Annotated in this window: 11 protein-coding genes; all 11 read right to left on the bottom strand. The window is 49.1% G+C overall.

Annotated features, from left to right (window positions below):
* Positions 1–10: 10 nt before the first annotated feature.
* Positions 11–1,669, bottom strand: coding sequence for an NAD(P)/FAD-dependent oxidoreductase (locus ABIE50_RS08685; RefSeq protein WP_209864536.1), 1,659 nt, complete (start codon positions 1,667–1,669; stop codon positions 11–13).
* Positions 1,670–1,675: 6 nt separating this feature from the next.
* Positions 1,676–3,076 carry an ATP-binding protein gene (locus ABIE50_RS08680; protein WP_209864539.1) on the bottom strand — a complete coding sequence of 467 codons (1,401 nt, stop codon included), beginning with the start codon at positions 3,074–3,076 and terminating at the stop codon, positions 1,676–1,678.
* A 129-nt stretch (positions 3,077–3,205) separates the two neighbouring features.
* The gene (bglX, locus tag ABIE50_RS08675) at positions 3,206–5,503 is read right to left on the bottom strand and encodes a beta-glucosidase BglX (protein WP_209864542.1); all 2,298 of its coding nucleotides are present in this window, start codon (positions 5,501–5,503) and stop codon (positions 3,206–3,208) included.
* A gap of 10 nt (positions 5,504–5,513) precedes the next feature.
* Positions 5,514–7,253, bottom strand: a complete 1,740-nt coding sequence (locus tag ABIE50_RS08670) for a family 43 glycosylhydrolase (RefSeq protein WP_209864545.1) — start codon at positions 7,251–7,253, stop codon at positions 5,514–5,516.
* A gap of 5 nt (positions 7,254–7,258) precedes the next feature.
* The gene (locus tag ABIE50_RS08665) at positions 7,259–8,575 is read right to left on the bottom strand and encodes a glucoamylase family protein (RefSeq protein WP_209864548.1); all 1,317 of its coding nucleotides are present in this window, start codon (positions 8,573–8,575) and stop codon (positions 7,259–7,261) included.
* Positions 8,576–8,595: 20 nt separating this feature from the next.
* Entirely contained in the window at positions 8,596–10,251 is a 1,656-nt protein-coding gene (locus tag ABIE50_RS08660; protein WP_354027931.1) for a glucoamylase family protein, read from the bottom strand.
* 8 nt (positions 10,252–10,259) lie between these two features.
* On the bottom strand, positions 10,260–11,087 hold the full coding sequence (locus tag ABIE50_RS08655) for a LamG-like jellyroll fold domain-containing protein (RefSeq protein ID WP_209864551.1): 828 nt from the start codon (positions 11,085–11,087) through the stop codon (positions 10,260–10,262).
* A 17-nt stretch (positions 11,088–11,104) separates the two neighbouring features.
* The gene (locus tag ABIE50_RS08650) at positions 11,105–12,589 is read right to left on the bottom strand and encodes a RagB/SusD family nutrient uptake outer membrane protein (RefSeq protein ID WP_209864555.1); all 1,485 of its coding nucleotides are present in this window, start codon (positions 12,587–12,589) and stop codon (positions 11,105–11,107) included.
* Positions 12,590–12,607: 18 nt separating this feature from the next.
* Entirely contained in the window at positions 12,608–15,871 is a 3,264-nt protein-coding gene (locus ABIE50_RS08645) for a TonB-dependent receptor (protein WP_209864557.1), read from the bottom strand.
* A gap of 222 nt (positions 15,872–16,093) precedes the next feature.
* The gene (locus ABIE50_RS08640) at positions 16,094–17,179 is read right to left on the bottom strand and encodes a FecR family protein (protein WP_209864560.1); all 1,086 of its coding nucleotides are present in this window, start codon (positions 17,177–17,179) and stop codon (positions 16,094–16,096) included.
* Positions 17,180–17,263: 84 nt separating this feature from the next.
* Positions 17,264–17,833 carry an RNA polymerase sigma-70 factor gene (locus ABIE50_RS08635; RefSeq protein WP_142683522.1) on the bottom strand — a complete coding sequence of 190 codons (570 nt, stop codon included), beginning with the start codon at positions 17,831–17,833 and terminating at the stop codon, positions 17,264–17,266.
* Positions 17,834–17,835: the final 2 nt, after the last annotated feature.

Below are 17,835 nucleotides of genomic sequence, written 5' to 3'. Positions count from 1 at the left end.
AAAAAATGTTTTAAACTTCTGCCAGGTACTTATGCACCAGGCTAATACTCATAGATCCTTCGCCCACAGCGGAGGCCACGCGGCTCATAGCGCCTGACCGTACATCGCCGGCAGCAAAGATGCCGGGACAGCTGGTTTCCAGAAAATAAGGATCGCGTGCCAGCTTCCAGAGCTTACCAAAATAATCAAATGATTTCATTTCCCGCCCGGTTTGCACATAGCCTTTTTCATCTTTGATGATAAGATCCCCCAGCCATTCGGTATAAGGCCTTGCTCCTATAAAAATATATAACGCATCGGCAGGCACTTCTTTTATTTCATGGGTTTGCAGGTTTTCTATCTTCAGTTTCTCCAGCCGGTCGGTGCCCGATGCTTCCACTATTTCGCTATTGTTCAGGATGGTAATATTGGCGATCTTGCTGATCTGGTCTATCAGGTAAGACGACATGGTAGCGTTCAGATTTTCTTTCCTGATAAGAATAAATACTTCCTTTGCAAACTTCGACAGGTACACGGCAGCCTGGCCGGCAGAATTGCCACCACCCAGTATGTACACGCTACGGTCGCGGCACGAAGCGGCTTCCGTGGTAGCAGCGCCGTAGTAAATGCCTGCACCGGTGAACTGTGCAATCCCGGCAGTGTCCAGCTTTCGGTAATCCACACCGGTGGTGATCACTACTGCCCTTGCATTTATTTCTGTGCCGTTCTCCAGGCAAACGATCTTATAATCTGCTTTAAGCTTGATTTCTTTCACCGATTGCGGCGACAAAAATTCCGTACCAAATCTTGTAGCCTGTGTAATAGCACGCCGGGTAAGTTCCGCGCCGCTTAGTCCTGACGGAAAGCCCAGGTAGTTTTCAATACGGGAACTGGTACCTGCCTGTCCGCCTGGCGCATGCCGTTCTATCAGCAACGTTTTCAATCCTTCAGACGCACCATATACTGAAGCCGCCAGACCGGCAGGCCCGGCGCCGATGATCACAACATCATAGATCTCATTCTTAAGCGTGGGATTCAATCCTATTTTTGCTGCAATATCAATGATAGCCGGGGATGCCATTACCTCTCCCTGTTCCAGTATTACCACCGGTAATGCCGATGGCTCCAGGTTATTCAGCTGCAACAGCAATTTTCCTTCATCGCTGCCGGCATCAATAGAATGATAGGGGATCAGGTTGCTCGCCAGGAATTCCTTGATGCGGTAAGCATCAGACGAAAAAGGAAAACCCAGCACCTTGATTCCCTGAAATTCAGGCCTGTAATTGGTTTGCCAGTCTTCCAGCAGATCGTTGATAACGGGATATAACTTCTCTTCCGGCGGATCCCAGGGCTTCTGCAGATAATAATCCAGCCGTAATTCATTAATGGCTTTTATAGCTGCATTGGTATCAGAGTAAGCAGTCAGCAATACCCGTTTGGCAGCAGGGAATATTTCCATAGCCTGTTGCAGAAAATCAACGCCTTCCATTTCCGGCATCCGCTGATCTGAAATGAATATGGCTACAGTGTCGTTCCTGTTTTTCAGTTCTACCAGGCTTTGCAGCGCTTCGTTGGCGGAAAGCGTGCTTAAAATACGGTACGATTTACGGTAGTATGACTTCAGATCCTGCGTAATTGCATTCAGCACCTGTCTGTCGTCATCTATAACAAATATTATTGGCAAGCTCATATCTTCTTAATTGTTCTCTATGGGAAATGAAATGGTAAAAATTGTTTTACCTGGCACAGAAGTTTGTTTCACAGATCCGCGATGACGCTGTACAATCTGTGCTACCACATCCAGTCCCAGCCCTGTTCCTTTTCCCAGGTCTTTGGTGGTAAAGAAAGGCTCAAATATACGCGATTGTATTTCTTCCGGGATACCCGGCCCGTTGTCGGTGATGGTAACATGCACACATTGCCGGTCCTTTGTGGTGGCTATTTCCAGCCGTCCTTTCTGAGCCGGCTCCATGGCATCCAAGGCATTATCCACCAGGTTGGTCCATACCTGGTTCAGTTCCCCGGGCAGGGCTTTTATTTTTGGCAGCGAGGCATCAAAGTTTTCCACTATTTCCACATTGCCTTTCCTGAACCGGTAATCCAGCATCGTGAGCGTATTGCGGATACCGGTATGGATATCGATAAATTGTTTGTCCGGCTCCTGGTCCATGTAAGTATATCTTTTCACGGCACTCACCAGGTCAAAAATCCTTTTCGAGGAGATCTGCAGATCACCCACCATCCTGTTCGCCTCCAGTGAGCTATCTATCCAGCCGAAGATCACTTCCAGGTGCGCGGGATCAAACAAGCGGCTGAAATCCTCCAATGCAGCGGGCTCCACACCGCATTCTGCCAGTATTTCCGCTATTTCAATCCGGGAGATGTTTTTGCTCTCCAGCCAATCTTCAATATCAGCCGTTTTATCAGAGAGCTCCAGCACGGATAATGCCTTCGCCGGTTTGTTGGCCCACCATTGCTGCAGGTTATCCACAATGGCTGTGGCCTGGTCCTGCGACAGGCACAATGCTGCCATTTCTTTAAATATAGCGGGGATATGGCTGATATTCTCAAACAGTTTGTCTGAGCTTCTGCAAATAGCGGCTACCGGGTTATTCAACTCATGAGCCAGGCCTGCAGATAACTTCCCGAGCGCCATCATTTTTTCATTCTGCTGCTGGGAAGAAGTGGTTTCCCGTACGCGGGTGGTCATGATATGCACCAGCGCTTCTGTTAGTTCATAATGCTGTTCAATATGTGCTTTGATCTTTTCTGCCGGGCAAATCAGCACCCTGGTGTCTTTCAGGCATAGACCGTTTCCCATGGCGTTCTTTACGCGGGAAAAAGGAAGCCACCCGGTGATGTTGTCGTCGTTCAGTTCCACAATTTCCCGGTAATGCCCATTAACGGTGGCAGAGATACGCACTTTTCCTGAAATCAGGATGATAGTGGCTATTACCGGGTCGCCGGCTTTAAAGAGCAGCTCTCCTTCCGGCACCAGTTTTTCCTCCGATTGGGAAATCAGCCACTGCAGCTGTTCCAGCGGCACATCCTTCAGAGAAGGAATATTTTTCAGTTGAATTGCAGTGATGGGTTCCATAAAAAAAAGCTTAAAGTATGTTCTCAAATATAAGCTTTCAGCGGCGGTTTTTGCAGGTGCTTCAAAAAGCAAGGGCCGCCCTTCCGGGCGACCCTGCTTTCTTTTAACCAGTAATAAAAATATAGGCGGTTATTGCAGCTCAAATGTGTTCTTCAGCCTGATATCAGCAGAGGAGGCGCCAATCATGAGATCGAATGTTCCCGGCTCGGCCACCCATTGCAACTGGCTGTTAAAAAAAGACAGTTTTTCCCTGTCGATCGTAAAATGAATGGTTTTACTTTCTCCCGGCTGCAGTTTTATCTTCTGAAAATCCTTCAGTTCTTTTACCGGCCTGGTAACAGATGCTTCCCTGTCTCTCAGGTACAGCTGCACAATTTCTTCGCCGGTATAGGCGCCCGTATTGGTGAGTTTAAATGCCACATCTATCGTTTTGCTGCCGCTGATTTTGTTGGAGCTGAGCGTGAGCCCTTCGTATTTAAACGTAGTGTAGCTCAGGCCGTATCCAAAAGGGAACAGCGGATCATTGGGCACATCCAGGTAGTTGGAGCGGAATTTCTGTGTAGGGCCTTCCGGTTGAGGGCGGCCTGTATTTTTATAATTATAGTAGATGGGGATCTGTCCTACATTACGGGGAAAACTCATGGTGAGCTTGCCGGAAGGATTATAATTTCCGAAGAGGACATCGGCGATGGCGTTGCCGGCTTCGTGGCCCTGGAACCATACTTGCAGCAAGGAAGCAGCCTGCTCATTTTCAGTGGTGAGCGTTAATGGTCTTCCGCTCATTACTACTACCACCAGTGGTTTGCCTGTTTGTGCCAGTGCGGCGAGCAGTTTACGCTGGCTTTCCGGGATACCGATATCCGATCTGCTGGCGGCTTCCCCGCTCATTTCGGAGGCCTCTCCCACCACGGCTACCACTACATCTGCCTTTGAGGCGGTAGTAATTGCCTCCGTGAGCAACTGTTCAGGAGTACGGGCATCAATATCGATCCTTTCGCCAAATACATTTACCTTTTTTGCAAAGCTGGTATCATCGCTGATGTTGGCGCCTTTGGCGTAAAGAATATTCACACTGCTGCCGGCTACCTGTTTCATGCCATCGAGAACGGGTACAGACAATGCGGCATCGCCGCTTACCGCCCAGGTTCCCAGCATATTGCTTTTGTTATTGGCCAGCGGCCCTACTAATGCAATGGCGCCCGACTTTTTCAACGGTAATGTTTGCCGGTCATTTTTCAGTAACACGCAGGAGCGTGCGCCCAGCTCTCTTGCGGCCTGTCTTTTGTCGGCGCTCAGCACTTCCCTGGCGGCAGTGGCAGTATTGCAGTAGCGGTAAGGATCATCGAACAGGCCCAGCTTATATTTTGCCTCCAGCACGCGACGGCAGGCGTCGTTGATCTCAGCCAGTGTTATCTTATGTTCTTTAAGTGATTGCTGCAGCGTGCCAACAAACCCCTCGCCTACCATGTCCATATCCACACCGGCTTTCAACGCGAGCGCCGATACGGTTTGGAGGTTACCCAGGCCATGTTCCATCATTTCGTTGATAGCGGTGTAATCTGTTACCACAAAGCCTTTAAAGCCCCATTGTTTCCGGAGCAGGTCTGTAAGCAGCCACTTGTTGGCTGTGGCAGGAACCCCATCAATTTCATTGAAGGAAGTCATTACACTGCCTGCGCCTGCATCTATCGCTGCTTTGTACGGGGGCAGGTAGTATTCGTACATTTTGATGCGACTCATGTCGGTAGTGTTGTAATCACGGCCGGCTTCCGCGGCGCCGTACAGGGCGAAGTGTTTTACGCAGGCCATTACGCTATTTTTATCGCCCAGTTGTTTTCCCTGGTAGCCATGCACCATGGCGGCGGCTATTTTTGAGCCCAGATAGGTATCTTCCCCGGATCCTTCTGCAACGCGGCCCCAGCGCGGATCACGGGCAATGTCTACCATAGGTGAATACACCCAGCACAGGCCATCGGCACTGGCTTCTGTTGCTGCCAGTCTTGCGCTGTGCTCAATCAGCGATAAATCCCAGCTGCAGGATAGTCCCAGCGGAATAGGAAATGTGGTCTTGTATCCGTGGATCACATCTGATCCGAAGATCAGCGGAATTTTAAGCCTGCTTTTGGTAACTGCCAGTTCCTGTGCCTGGCGGATCTTTTCCACACCAATTACACCAAACAAACCGCCCACATTACCTTTGCTGATCTTTGTTTCCACATCGCTGCTCACTACAGCGCCGGTTGCCACGCCGCCGCCTGGTGTAAGCAGGTTAAGCTGGCCTATCTTTTCTTCCAGCGTCATCTTTCCCATCAGCGTATTAATGAAGGCATTCATTTTTGCAGGAGAAGATTGCGCCTGTACCTGGCCTGTGGCCAGCAGTGCCACTGCCACAAGCGCGCTTTTAAAACGGGTACGTTTATGTTTCATGCTGTTTGTTTTATTCTGATTTTATCACTTTTGTCCTGGCTGATACGCCGTTTTCATTGATGGCCTCTATACAGAAATAATAGGGGCGGTCTTTATCCATTCCTTTGAAGTAATAATCGTTGTTATTATGCACCATGATGCAGTTGTACAATTTATCCGGAGAAGTACCGGTATAGATGTTATATGCATATGCATTATCTACCGGCGACCATTTGATCCATGCGCTTCGTTTATCCTTCTCCGTGCGAAGCACCAGCAGGTCTTTCACGGTATCCGGTACAGCACCGTTGCCGTTTCCAAATACCCTTAGCCCGCTGAGCGCAAATTTTCCGCCGGGCATATGGATGTTTTCCATTTTGATATAACGGGCCTGCACCGGCTTTATTAGCTCAATATAATCGTGGGGCACATCTTTACGTTGTTTGCTTTTATCGGCCAGCATCTTCCAATGCTTTCCGTCTTCCGAAAACCAAAGTATATACTGATGATAAATATCCGTTTGCTTACCCAGAAAAGGAGCGTCCTGGTCGGCATAATTTACCTGTACTGCATTTACCCGGCTTACTTTACCAAGGTCTGTCTGTATCCACTCTCCTTTATTACCGGTAGCGGCGCTCCAGTAAGTTTTTATACTTTCATCCACGGCATTATTGGGAAGATACCCGCCGTATACGGAAGATACAGTAACCGGCTTGTTGTAATTCAGCAGCATCCAACCGGTGAACCCTGCGTTGTCAAAAGCGCTGGTGTCTGCACCTCTGGAAATATAGTGCGGGTAATCTCCGAAAGAGGTATTACAGAACATTACATCTTCCTTATCAAAGCCGGCAGGCCAGTAGCCGATACGGCGCTCGAAGCTGTTTTTGACAGCAATAACCATGGTAGATACATGCCACCAGAAGCCCTTATTATCCTGGAACGTAGCGCCATGCCCTGCCCCGCGGGCATAACCCCCGGGCTTATACGAAACCGGGTCCGGCTGGGGAATGAAAGGCCCCAGCGGGTGATCGCCTACCACTACTCCATCGGCATAGCCGCTGAACTCCGTTCCGGGGGCGCCGTATTGCAGGTAATACTTCCCACGATGCTTCGTCATCCAGGCGCCTTCAATAAAAGGATCCAGGAAAGTGTTATCCAGGTTTTCCCCAAACCGCTGCCAGCCATAGCGATCCGGCTCCAGCAGGTACATTTCCTTACGTGTGCCTTTGGGTTGCAGGGTTTTACGGTCCATTTCCACTCCATACAACGGGTAGCGGTTACTGCTGCCATTGTACATGTACAGGCGGCCATCATCATCTGCAAAAAAAGCAGGGTCCCAGCCGCCTATCTGCAATGAATCTATCGCTTCTTTCCATTGGTTGCCTTTGGGGTCCGTGCTCATCCAGATTGGAAAATCGCTGGTATAGGTAGAACCGAATACCAGCAGCGTATCGCCCATTACCCAGGCGGCGGGGGCGCATAATTCATCGTATACATGATGATATGGTTTCAGGAATTTCCGTTCCACAAAATGCCAGTTGAGCAGATCGGGGCTCCACCAGTATCCCCATTGATTGGTGGAAAACAGGTAGTAGTCGCCTTTATAATTTACGATCACCGGGTCGGCTGTAGCGCGGTGTTTTCCCCAGGTGGTAAAATCAGGAATAGGACAGTATCCGTAATCGATATTCACGGGATTGCAATACGTGGTTTGTGCGTTTGCATCCAAGCTTATTAACATCACTATCAGCGCATATATCCATCTTTTCATCACCACTATTTTTCTGCAATTTGAAAATCAAGTTTCTTCAATCCCTGCTTCACTTCGGGGCAGCTCATAAACAGCTTCCACAATAACCCTGTACGGTAATTTTCTATCATCACAATAACAGGTCCCTGGTCTATAGCCAGGTGCGAATCTGCATACCATTGTTTGCTTTCGTTGAAGGCATCTGCAAAACCATATTCCGTCCAGATCTTATCTCCCAGGTCATAATAGAAGTGCTTCAGCGCCTGCATGGAATATTCAGGCGTATATGGGAAGGCCGACAGGGCTGCTGTGGGCGTAATGGTTCCCCAGTCGTTCTCCGGTGAATGTGCATTGTAGCCGTCATAAGTATCGCTGGCGGTGAGGCCCCAGCAGTTGGCGCCATATCCTTTAAATCCTTTTGGATTGCGTATACAGTGCTCGCGGTTGATCAGCGTATGATGCAGGTTCTGTTCCCAGTAATCGGCGTAGCGGTCTTTCAGCCCATGTGGATCCAACCCCAGGAAAGAGTAGTGGGAGAAGAACAATGGTCCGCCGTAATCAAATCCCAGCGGCAGTTTGATCCCATAAAAGGTACGGTCGTTCCTGAAGTAGATATTATTCACCCAGCCCTGGTGGTATACTTCCGGGTTGATGGAATAACGCGGAGAGGAAGCTGCCAGCACATAGGTAATAAGGCATTCATTCCAGCCTTTTATTTCGTGGTTCATGCTCCAGCCGTTGTTTGGGCTCCAGTGCCAGTATAACACATTGCGGCCGCCCTGTGTGTACCAGTTCCATTCCGTTTCATTCCAGGTCCAGTTGATCTTATTACGCAGGTCCGTTTCGGTTGGAGAGTCATTATTGAAATACTGGCGGGCGCAGAGCAGTCCCTGGAACAGGAAGGAGGTTTCCACCAGGTCGCCCCCATCGTCTTTACGGCTGAAGGGGATCGTTTTTCCGGTGGCGCCATTCAGCCAGTGAGGGAAAACGCCATGGTAGCTGTCGGCCTTACGGAGGAAGTTCACTATTTTCAGCAGCCGTTCAGCAGCTGCTTCGCGGGTAACCCATTTCCGTTCTGCCGCCACGATGATGGCCATTACACCGAAGCCAGTACCGCCGGTGGTCACTACTTCATCGCCATAATCAAATGTTTTGTTACTGCGTTCCCTCGCCATGCCGGATACAGGGTGACCAAAATCCCAGAAGTAACGGAAGGTTTGTTTTTGCACCAGTTCCAGCAACTGGTCGTCGGATATCTTTTTCCGGTCAACAGGCATTTTCTTTTGCGCTATAGCAGGCTGCAACAGGAAAAACAAACAGCTGATATACAGTATATGCTTCATTTCTTTGTTTCTTTTCTTTTTTAAAGATGGGGGCTGGTAAAGCCCAGGTTATGCATACCGGTTTTTATTTCCGGGCAACTCATTAACAGGTTCCACAATAACCCGCTGCGGTGGTTCTCTATCATCACTATCACCGGGCCCTGATCGATAGCCAGGAAAGAGTTTGCGAACCAAAGGTGCTGCAGCGAGAAGGCGTCTGTAAAACCGTATTCCTTCCAAATTCTATCGCCCAGTTTATAGTAAAAGAATTTCAGCGCCCGCATGGATTCCTTCGGCGTATAAGGAAACGACGACAATGCAGCAGTGGGTGCAATAACGCCTGCATCATTAGTGGGCGAGCCCGCCGTATAGCCATTGGGGATATCGCTGGCTGTGAGCCCCCAGCAATCGGGGCCATAGCCATAATTATCCGCCGGGTTGGCTACACAATAAGCATAGTTAATGCGGGTATGATTTACCACCTGTTCTTCATAATCTGCATAGGCATCCTTTAATCCTTTAGGATTAATACCCAGGAAGGAGTAGTGAGAGAAAAACAGCGGTCCTCCTAAAGCAGGTCCCAGCGGCAGTTTAATGCCGTAGTACGAATTATTGTTACGCATGGCGCCGTTGTTTGCCCAACCGCTGTCGTAAGTGGCTTTGGGCACAGGCGTTTGAGCAGATGCAGCAAGGACATAGGTGATGAGGCATTCGTTCCATCCTTTCACCGGCATATTCATATCCCATTTATATTCGTTGCTCCAGTGCCAGTACAACACGTTGGCATTGTCTTTCCGGAACCAGTTCCATTCCACCGTGTTGCAGATAGCATTGATATCATTTCGTAGCTGCGTTTCCGTTATATCTGTATTTTTGAAATACTGGCGTGCGGCGAGGAGGCCCTGGACCAGATAGGAGGTTTCTACCAGGTCGGCGCCATTATCTTTTTCACTGAAGGGGATAGCTGCCCCGGTACTGCCATTGAGCCAGTGTGGGAAGGCGCCGTGAAACCGTGCCGCTTTAGTGCCGAGGAAAGTGGTTATTTGCCGTATACGCACCAGTCCTTCACTGCGGGTAATAAAGTGCCGTTCTATACCGGTGATGATGGCCATAATACCAAAGCCGGAGCCGCCGGAGGTAACGGTTTCCCCGCTGGTATTCCTTTCCCTGGCCAGGCCGCTCACCGGGTGGCCGAAGTCCCAGAAGTATTTAAAAGTTTGTTGCTGTACCAGCGTAAGCAACGCCTCATCGGAGATGCGGGGAAATTTATCGGTAGTATCGATGGCTGTTACCAGTGAAAGGGATACTGCCGTTTGAAGTTTTGCGTTCTTCACCGACAGCAAACCAACGCCTGCATTTATCGTATAGGCGGTAAGGTTAGACAGCGGCGCCACGGGTTTCAGCACAATGGTACTATCGCCATGCTCCCATGTAACATGGTATGCCACGGCGCCATTACTCCCGGCAAAGGAACAGGCGGCCGCAACAGAGCTACGCATTACTGCATCAGAGAAAGTAATCCTGACAGCAGGTTGAGTACCGGTGCCGTAATAGGAAAACCCGGCAGATACACTATCCACACTCAGCGACTGAAAGCTGAACGAAGCCGGCGTAACGGGCGGAGGCGACGTATTGTCGCCCCCGCCCTTACTACAGCCTGCTGTTATTATCATTAATAAACTAGCTATCCATCTCATATAAAAAACTATTTTCCCCGTCCTTCCAGTTTTACGAGGGCGCTTACATCTGCTTCTTCCAATGCTTTGTTATAGATCCTCACTTCATCGAGGCCACCGGTGAGATAGCTGGCCCAATCCTGTGCAGTAGCTTCAGAAGTAAGACTGGGAACGGTCTGGAACTGTGATGTGCCAAATACCATTTTACCGGGGTTAAGGAACTCCAATGGTCCACCGCCTGTTACCACCTGTGTGGCAATCCTCAGGCCGTTTACATATACCTTAAAGGAATCCACCCCGTTGTAAGACAAGGCGAAGCTGGTCCATTTTCCCCACACGTTCTGTACATCGTAATTGCCGAGCCATGCTTCTCCATGCGAGCTGGCCACATGCATTTTAAGCACCGCTTTTGTATCTGTGCTGCCGTTCTCAAAAAAGATATCGATATTGCCCCAGAAGCTTTTGGTATTGCTGAGGCTCAGCAGTTCTACGATACCGTTGGTGTTCTGCGGATTATTTACCCACAGCGTTATGGTAAACGCTTTGAGGCCGGTGATAGATGTTCCCGGTGTGAATAAGGCGTATGCTTTATCCGCGCCTTTAAGCGCAGTGCCTTTAATACCAGTGGTGAAGGAAGTCCCGTGGTTGTCGCAGCTGGTTTTGGAAACGCTGTCTACCAGGTTGCCATTAAATCCCCAGTAGGCCACCAGGTTGGCGGGAGCGATCTCAGAAGCGGAGGTATAGCCACCGATCGACAGTGCCGGCTTATAGCTGTCCGCATCAAACTTTTTATAGCAAGACGACGCAAACAGCGTAATGGCCGCCAGCAGTACGTATGATTGATATCTGAAGTTCATAGTAATTGTATTAGAGATTAGTAACCCGGATTTTGTGTCAGTGTACCTGCGCTGATATCAATTTCATCCTGCGGAACCGGCCATACTTCATTTTTCCCGGCCACGAAGCCTTTGGAGCCAAATACCGCCGCACCTCTTCCCTGGCGGATCACATCAAAATAGCGATCGTTTTCCATGGCCAGTTCCACCCTTCTTTCATGCCAGATAGCGTTGCGTAATGCATCTTTATTGGTAGTAGTTACATCCGGCAGGATGGCAGCGTTGCCTCCGCGTGCACGGGCCCGTACTGCATTCAGCGAGGAGAGCGCCTGGGTAGCATTACCCTGTTCGTTGGCAGCCTCGGCATTCATGAGCAACACTTCCGAGTAGCGGATCACGCGTACGTTCTGGTCAGCACCTTCCGTATAGCCCGTTACAAACAAACGGAAAGGCACATACGATTTCTGGTTGAACATCGGGTTATCGCCGGTGGGTGGAATAAGATCTCCTTCCGGTGTGGTTTCTCCCCTGAAAAGGATGGTGGCATCCCTGCGGGGATCACCAGCTTCATATTCACTTACCAGGCTTTGAGTAGGCACATTGAATCCCCATCCGCCGCCAACAACACCTTTCACTCCCTGGATCTGCGAGTACTGGGAATTGGAAGCGTCTTTACTGTTCAGGATCAGCTGGCACTGGATCTCAAATACAGATTCCTTTGAATTTTCATTGGCGATGCGGAACAGCTGCTCATAGTTGGGGAACAGCGTATACCCGAGGCCCATTACCTGGTTGGTATAGTTGAGCACATCCGGCCATTTTTTAAGGTACATGGCCACTTTTGCGTGAAGCGCCAGCGCCGCGCCTTTGGTAGCTCTTCCTGCATCGGAAGCGGGATAAGCCGGAGGGAGCACCGCTGCAGCTTCCGTCAGGTCTTTTTCTATAGCAGCCCATACTTCCGCCTGAGGTGTTCTTGGCATATTATATTCACTGGCATCCACAGGTACTTTTAAACGCAGCGGCACATCACCGAAGGCACGAACCAGGCGGAAGTACGCATACGCACGTACGAATTTCGCTTCCGCGAGGTAACGGTTCTTCAGCGCTTCATTCATACTGATAGCAGGAATATTATCCAGCACCTGGTTACAGAAATTGATTTCCTGGTATTGTGATTTCCAGAAATCGAGGATCTGGCCTTCCGTAGCGGTCACTGAAAAATCATCGTACTTATTGAGGAAGCTCGCATCGGCAGCATTACTACCTTTTTCCGTATCATCGGAGCCCAGGCTTTCTATAGCTATCGCCGCGAACCCTACCTGTTTCCACTCGCGGAGATTCGCATAGATGGCGTTTACCGCTTTGGTGGCATCTGCTTCACTTTTCCAGAACTGCTCGCTGGGTTGCTGTCCCTGGGGCGGCACATCCAGGAATGATTTCCCGCAACCTGCAATAGCGAGTAATACCGGTACTATAACGCCGCCGGCTAAACGTTGTATATTAAGTTGGATATTTCGTTTCATAACAAGTCTGCTTTATTATCAGAAAGTAACATTTACACCAAAATTGTAGGTCGCGTATAGCGGGTATACGCTGTTATCGATACCTGCTTCTTTAGGCTTGCCGCCAATTTCTGGTGTGAACCCCCGGTACTGGAAGAAGTTAAATGCATTCTGTGCATTTGCAAATACCCGCAGGTTTTTCATACCCCATCTTTCCGTCATTTTAACCGGGAAATTATAACCCAGCTGGATATTCCTGATCCTGAAGTAGCTGCCGTTTTCCACGAAGAAAGAGTTAGGCAGATAGTTATCGCGGCCGCCGATGAAAGCAGAAGGATAGGTATTGGAAGTACCTTCTCCATGCCAGCGTTTATCATAAAAATCTTTCGTGAAATTTTCGTTACCAAAGCGCGCACCGAGGTTTACGTTGTATACATCCACACCTGCAACGCCCTGGAAGTCGAGAGTGAGGTCAAATTGTTTCCACGAAAAAAAGGTATTGATACCATAGTTGAAGCGGGGATTGGGATTGCCCAGCGGAACACGGTCGTTGGCGTCAATTACGCCATCGGGTGTACCTTTGGGGCCGCTTACATCCCTGTATTTAAAATCGCCGGCCCTTGCTTTGGGCTGCGCAGAGCTTAATGCCTCCGCATCTGTCTGGAAAATTCCATCCACGATGTAGCCAACAAACTCGCCAATGGGCCTGCCTACCATAGTACGTGTGCTGCGGGCCCCGCTGGTAAGTCCGCCGCCACCTGCATAGATTGGGTTTTTACCGGAAACAACGCTCAATACCTTGTTCTCATTATATCCCACGTTGCCACCAATAGAGTAGGTAAAATCTTTCTTTATCTGGCTTTTCCAGCTTAATGCTATTTCAAGTCCGCGGTTCTGCAGATCCGCCTGATTGGCGATAATAGTACCGGAATTGGTACCTACAGAGCCGGGGATATTTACATCAAAAATGGCCTGTACTGTTTTACGGTTATAGAAACCTGCTTCCAGGTATAAACGGTTATTGAGCATACTGGCTTCCAAACCTACATCTGTACCTACGCCTTTTTCCCAATAGGTGGTTGGCGGCACTACAGAGTTGATACTGGCGCCGGTATATACATTACCGCCGAAAACAGCCGTGAGATAAGGGTCCTGAGCCACTCTCAATACAGAGATATTGGAAGTGATAGAAGCATTTCCTATTTGTCCCCAGCTACCACGCAATTTCAGGTTATCGAAGAAGTGCTGCTGCTTCATAAAGCTTTCTTCACTGATGATCCAACCCACGCCTACAGAAGGGAAATAGCCCCAGCGTTGATTGCCATAAAAGCGGGAGGCGCCATCAGCACGCAGGGAGGCATTCAGCAGGTACCTGTTCTTAAAGGAATAGTTGATCCTTCCGAAGTAAGAGGATACCGTATAAACATCGCCTTCGTCTGTTATTTCCCTTCCTGCTGTACTTCCTAGTTTCAGGTACATATCGCCTTCACTGTTGTTAGGTACATTAGGTGCGGTGGCAGTGAGCTTATAGGTTTGATAACGTTGTGCTCCCTGGCCCAGCAATACTCTCAGATCGTGGTCTTTGAATTTGTTCTGGTAGGTTAATGTATTTTCCACGATCCAGTTGCGGGTGTCGGTATTTTCCCGGGTGAGTTTACTGTTAGTGGCGCGTTGCGCGATGGTAGCTGCAAATACAGGTACATAGTTACGCATCAGGTTCTCTCCATATTCGCCTCCGGCGCTGGTGTGGAAGGTAAAGTGTTTGGCAAACCGCAGGTCGGCGTACACACTACCGGTAACGGTTTGCTTTTTTGTGATCTGGTTGAAAAAGTCGAGAGTTGCCTGTGGGTTGAAATTAGCGCCTTCTCCGAGGTTATAATCGTTCGGATCGCCATAGGTGCCATCTGCATAATGCACCGGTACCACGGGGCCGGCAGCGTATAGCTGACGCCATATAAAATCGGGAACGTCATTTGATTTATTGGCAGATGCAGTAACGGTGTAACCGATCTTCAGAGGTTCAAACACCTGGAAATCGTTTTGCAACCGGGCGGTGTAACGCGTAAAATCGTTGGTATTTACCAGGCCTTGCTGATGCAGGTAACCCACGGAGAAATTATAGGTAGATTTATCGGACCCACCGCTTACAGATAACTGGTGATTGGTGACCAATGCGTTCCTCAGTGTCTGGTGGTACCAGTCTGTACCTCTTCCAAACTGGGAAGGATCATCAAACAGGGGAGCTTTATCGTTGCGTTCCTGCAGTTCATTTACCAGTGTGGCATACTGGCTGGCATCCGCCATTTTCACCTCGTTGGTCACTTTCTGGTAGCCTACATAACCATTGTAGTTCACTACTGGTTTGCCGGATTTTCCTTTCTTAGTAGTAATGAGCACCACACCGTTTGCAGCACGTATACCGTAGATGGCTTCGCTGGAAGCATCTTTCAGGATACTCATATTTTCGATATCGGCGGGGTTAAGGAAATTGATATCATCATACCATACACCATCCACTACATACAATGGGTTTGTGCTGCCATATACTGTACCCATGCCGCGGATCTTGATTTCAGGGGCAGCACCAGGCTTCCCGAGGTTGGTGATGGTTACGCCGGGCACTTTTCCCTGGAGGGCGCTTACCGGGTTATTGATAGGTTGTTTATTGATCTCTTCTCCTTTGATCTGGCTGATAGCACCGGTAACATCTACTTTACGCTGCACGCCATAACCTACTACCACTACCTGTTCTACCATGCTTACCGATTCTACCAGGGTTACATTGATCACCGGGCGGCTGTTCACCGGTATTTCCTGGCTGGTAAAGCCGATAAAGGATACCAGCAGGGTGGCGTTTTCCGGCACCGTGAGCGTATAGGTACCATCCGGCCCGGTAACTGTTCCGCGGGAAGTACCTTTAATACTGATAGTAGCACCGGGCACCGGTGTATTTCCATCTTTACTGGTCACTTTACCGGTGATTTTAATATCCTGCAGTTCACCGGTGTTGGCCATGATCACTACCAGATTGTTGTCAATCACTTTGTATTTAAGGCCGGTATTATTCAGTATTTCGCTCATGAGGTCAGCCAGACGTGTGTTGGTCACATCCACATCCACTTTCTTCCTGATATCTTTCAATGCGTTATTATACAGGAAACGGTATTCGCCTTGCTTTTCAATGCTACTCAGCACTTTGGCGATCTCCGCTTCTTTAAGCCGGAGGGTTATTGTTCCCTGCCCCTTCGCATTGGCAGATACCTGGAGCACACCTGCCAGCAGCAGTACGGCGGTCCAATTCATAATTAATAAGACTTTTTTGAAGGCATGGGAGGGTCGCTTCGCAGTTGTTAGCGATTTTTTCATACTTTTAGATCTAGAGGTAATAAAATGGAAGCCAGCTGCTTTCAAGGATCGGCGAAGCTTCCTGTTATGCTTCAGGGGGAAATGTTGGCGCATTTCCCTTTTTTATTACCAGCAGCTCAAGACGAATTAAACCTGTTACCTTTTTTCATAACGGAAATATTACTGGTTAATAATAATTTCAGTACCGTGGATGGTATAATTAAATGCAGCAGTCATTTGTAATGCCTGCAATGCCTGCTGAATATTCTCCTGTGCAAATACACCTGTGAAACGCAACTCCTCTTTCTGTTTATCTGCAAACTGAATGGTTACGCCGTACCAGCGTTCCATACGCGCTGCCAGCGATGCAAACGATTCATCGCGGAATACGAGTTTATTTTCCATCCAGGAAGTTTCCACAATAGCATCTTCCTGCTCTGCATAGTAGGTAAGATGTTTCACGGCCATCACCGGTTCATTGGTTTTCAAGGTGTGTAAAGCGCTGGAATCATCTGATACCAGGATCTTCTCGGTGGGCTTGAGGATGATCCGCTCACCGGGGCGCCCCTTGAGGGAAGCTTCTATACTGCCCTGCAGCAGGGTGGCTTCCGTCATTTTATCACCCGGATAAGCCTTTAAATTGAAACGGGTACCCAACACTTTTACATCCATCCTGGCAGTATGGATGATAAAGGGATAATCTGCATTTTTAGCGATATCAAAAAAGGCTTCACCACTGAGGTTCACCTCGCGGTTGTTATTGCCAAAATCTTTGCCGTAGGTAAGTTTGCTGCCAGCGTTGAGCCATACATGGGAACCATCGGGCAGTTGTACGGAAGTGCGGGAACCATTGCGGGTGGCCACTTCGCTGATAGCAGGTGAATGAGCAGCTTTCCCTGAAGGCTGCCACCACCAGGCAGCAGCAGCGATGAGCACCCCGGCAACTGCAGCGGCAGCAACGTAACGAACCCAGGACTTTCTCTTACCGTCCTCCAGCTGGAATACAGCGGCCTGCTGTTCTTCAGCCGGCAAACCAATGCTGATGCCTCGCTCCTGCATGCGGTTAATGAGGCGGGTATGCGCCTCCTCTCCTTCCGCCCTTCCGGCCGGATCAGGTGTTGTTTTCCAGATACTTGAAATGGCTTCCACCGGGAAGTGGAGATCAGGATGTTCGCGCAATAAACCTTCCAGCTCCTGCAGTTCTTCTGCAGATGCTTCACCGGCCAGTTTCCTGCCTATCAGTTCCCATATGCGCTTATTATTCATAACGTTTCGATAGCTACTCTGTATATAGGTACCTTTTGGGGTCAATATCTACTAAAAGAAACAAAAAAAAATTCAGACGGGATATCAGCGGGACGATTTCTTCAGCTGTACATTCAGTACCCTGGCTATTTTAGCAAGGGCAACAGCCAGCTGGTTATCGATGGTTTTAACAGACACATTCAGGATTTCTGCTATCTCTTTATACTTCAGGCCATCTTCACGGATCAGCTTAAAAATGATCTTACAGCGGGGCGGCAGTCCTTCTATGGCGGCTTCAATGCGGGTCAGCATCTCTGCCGTAAGTAACATCTGTTCAGGGTCCTGATGCGGGCTTGCCAGCTCTACAGACAATTCGTCGATAGTAATGGCCGATTGCTTCTTTTGCCTGAGCAGGTATTTCAGGGCTGTATTCTTTACGCTTACATACATGTACACCTGCAGGTTATTCACATTCTCCAGCTGCTGGCGGCGTTCCCACAGGCTGATGAATACGTCCGACACCACTTCCTCCGCCGTTTCGGCAGATTTAACAAAGGAGACCGCAAACTTCTGCAGGGGCTTATAGAAGTGCAGGAACAGTTCCCTGTACGCTACCTCATCGTCGTATAAACTAATACGGCGTTGCCATTCCTTTATGTCGTTTGCGTGGAACATAA

This window comes from Chitinophaga sp. OAE865 (assembly GCF_040546735.1).
Classification (GTDB): Bacteria; Bacteroidota; Bacteroidia; order Chitinophagales; family Chitinophagaceae; genus Chitinophaga; species Chitinophaga polysaccharea_A.
Note: the sequence above shows the minus strand (reverse complement) of the source record. Positions and strands in the feature narration are given on the sequence as shown.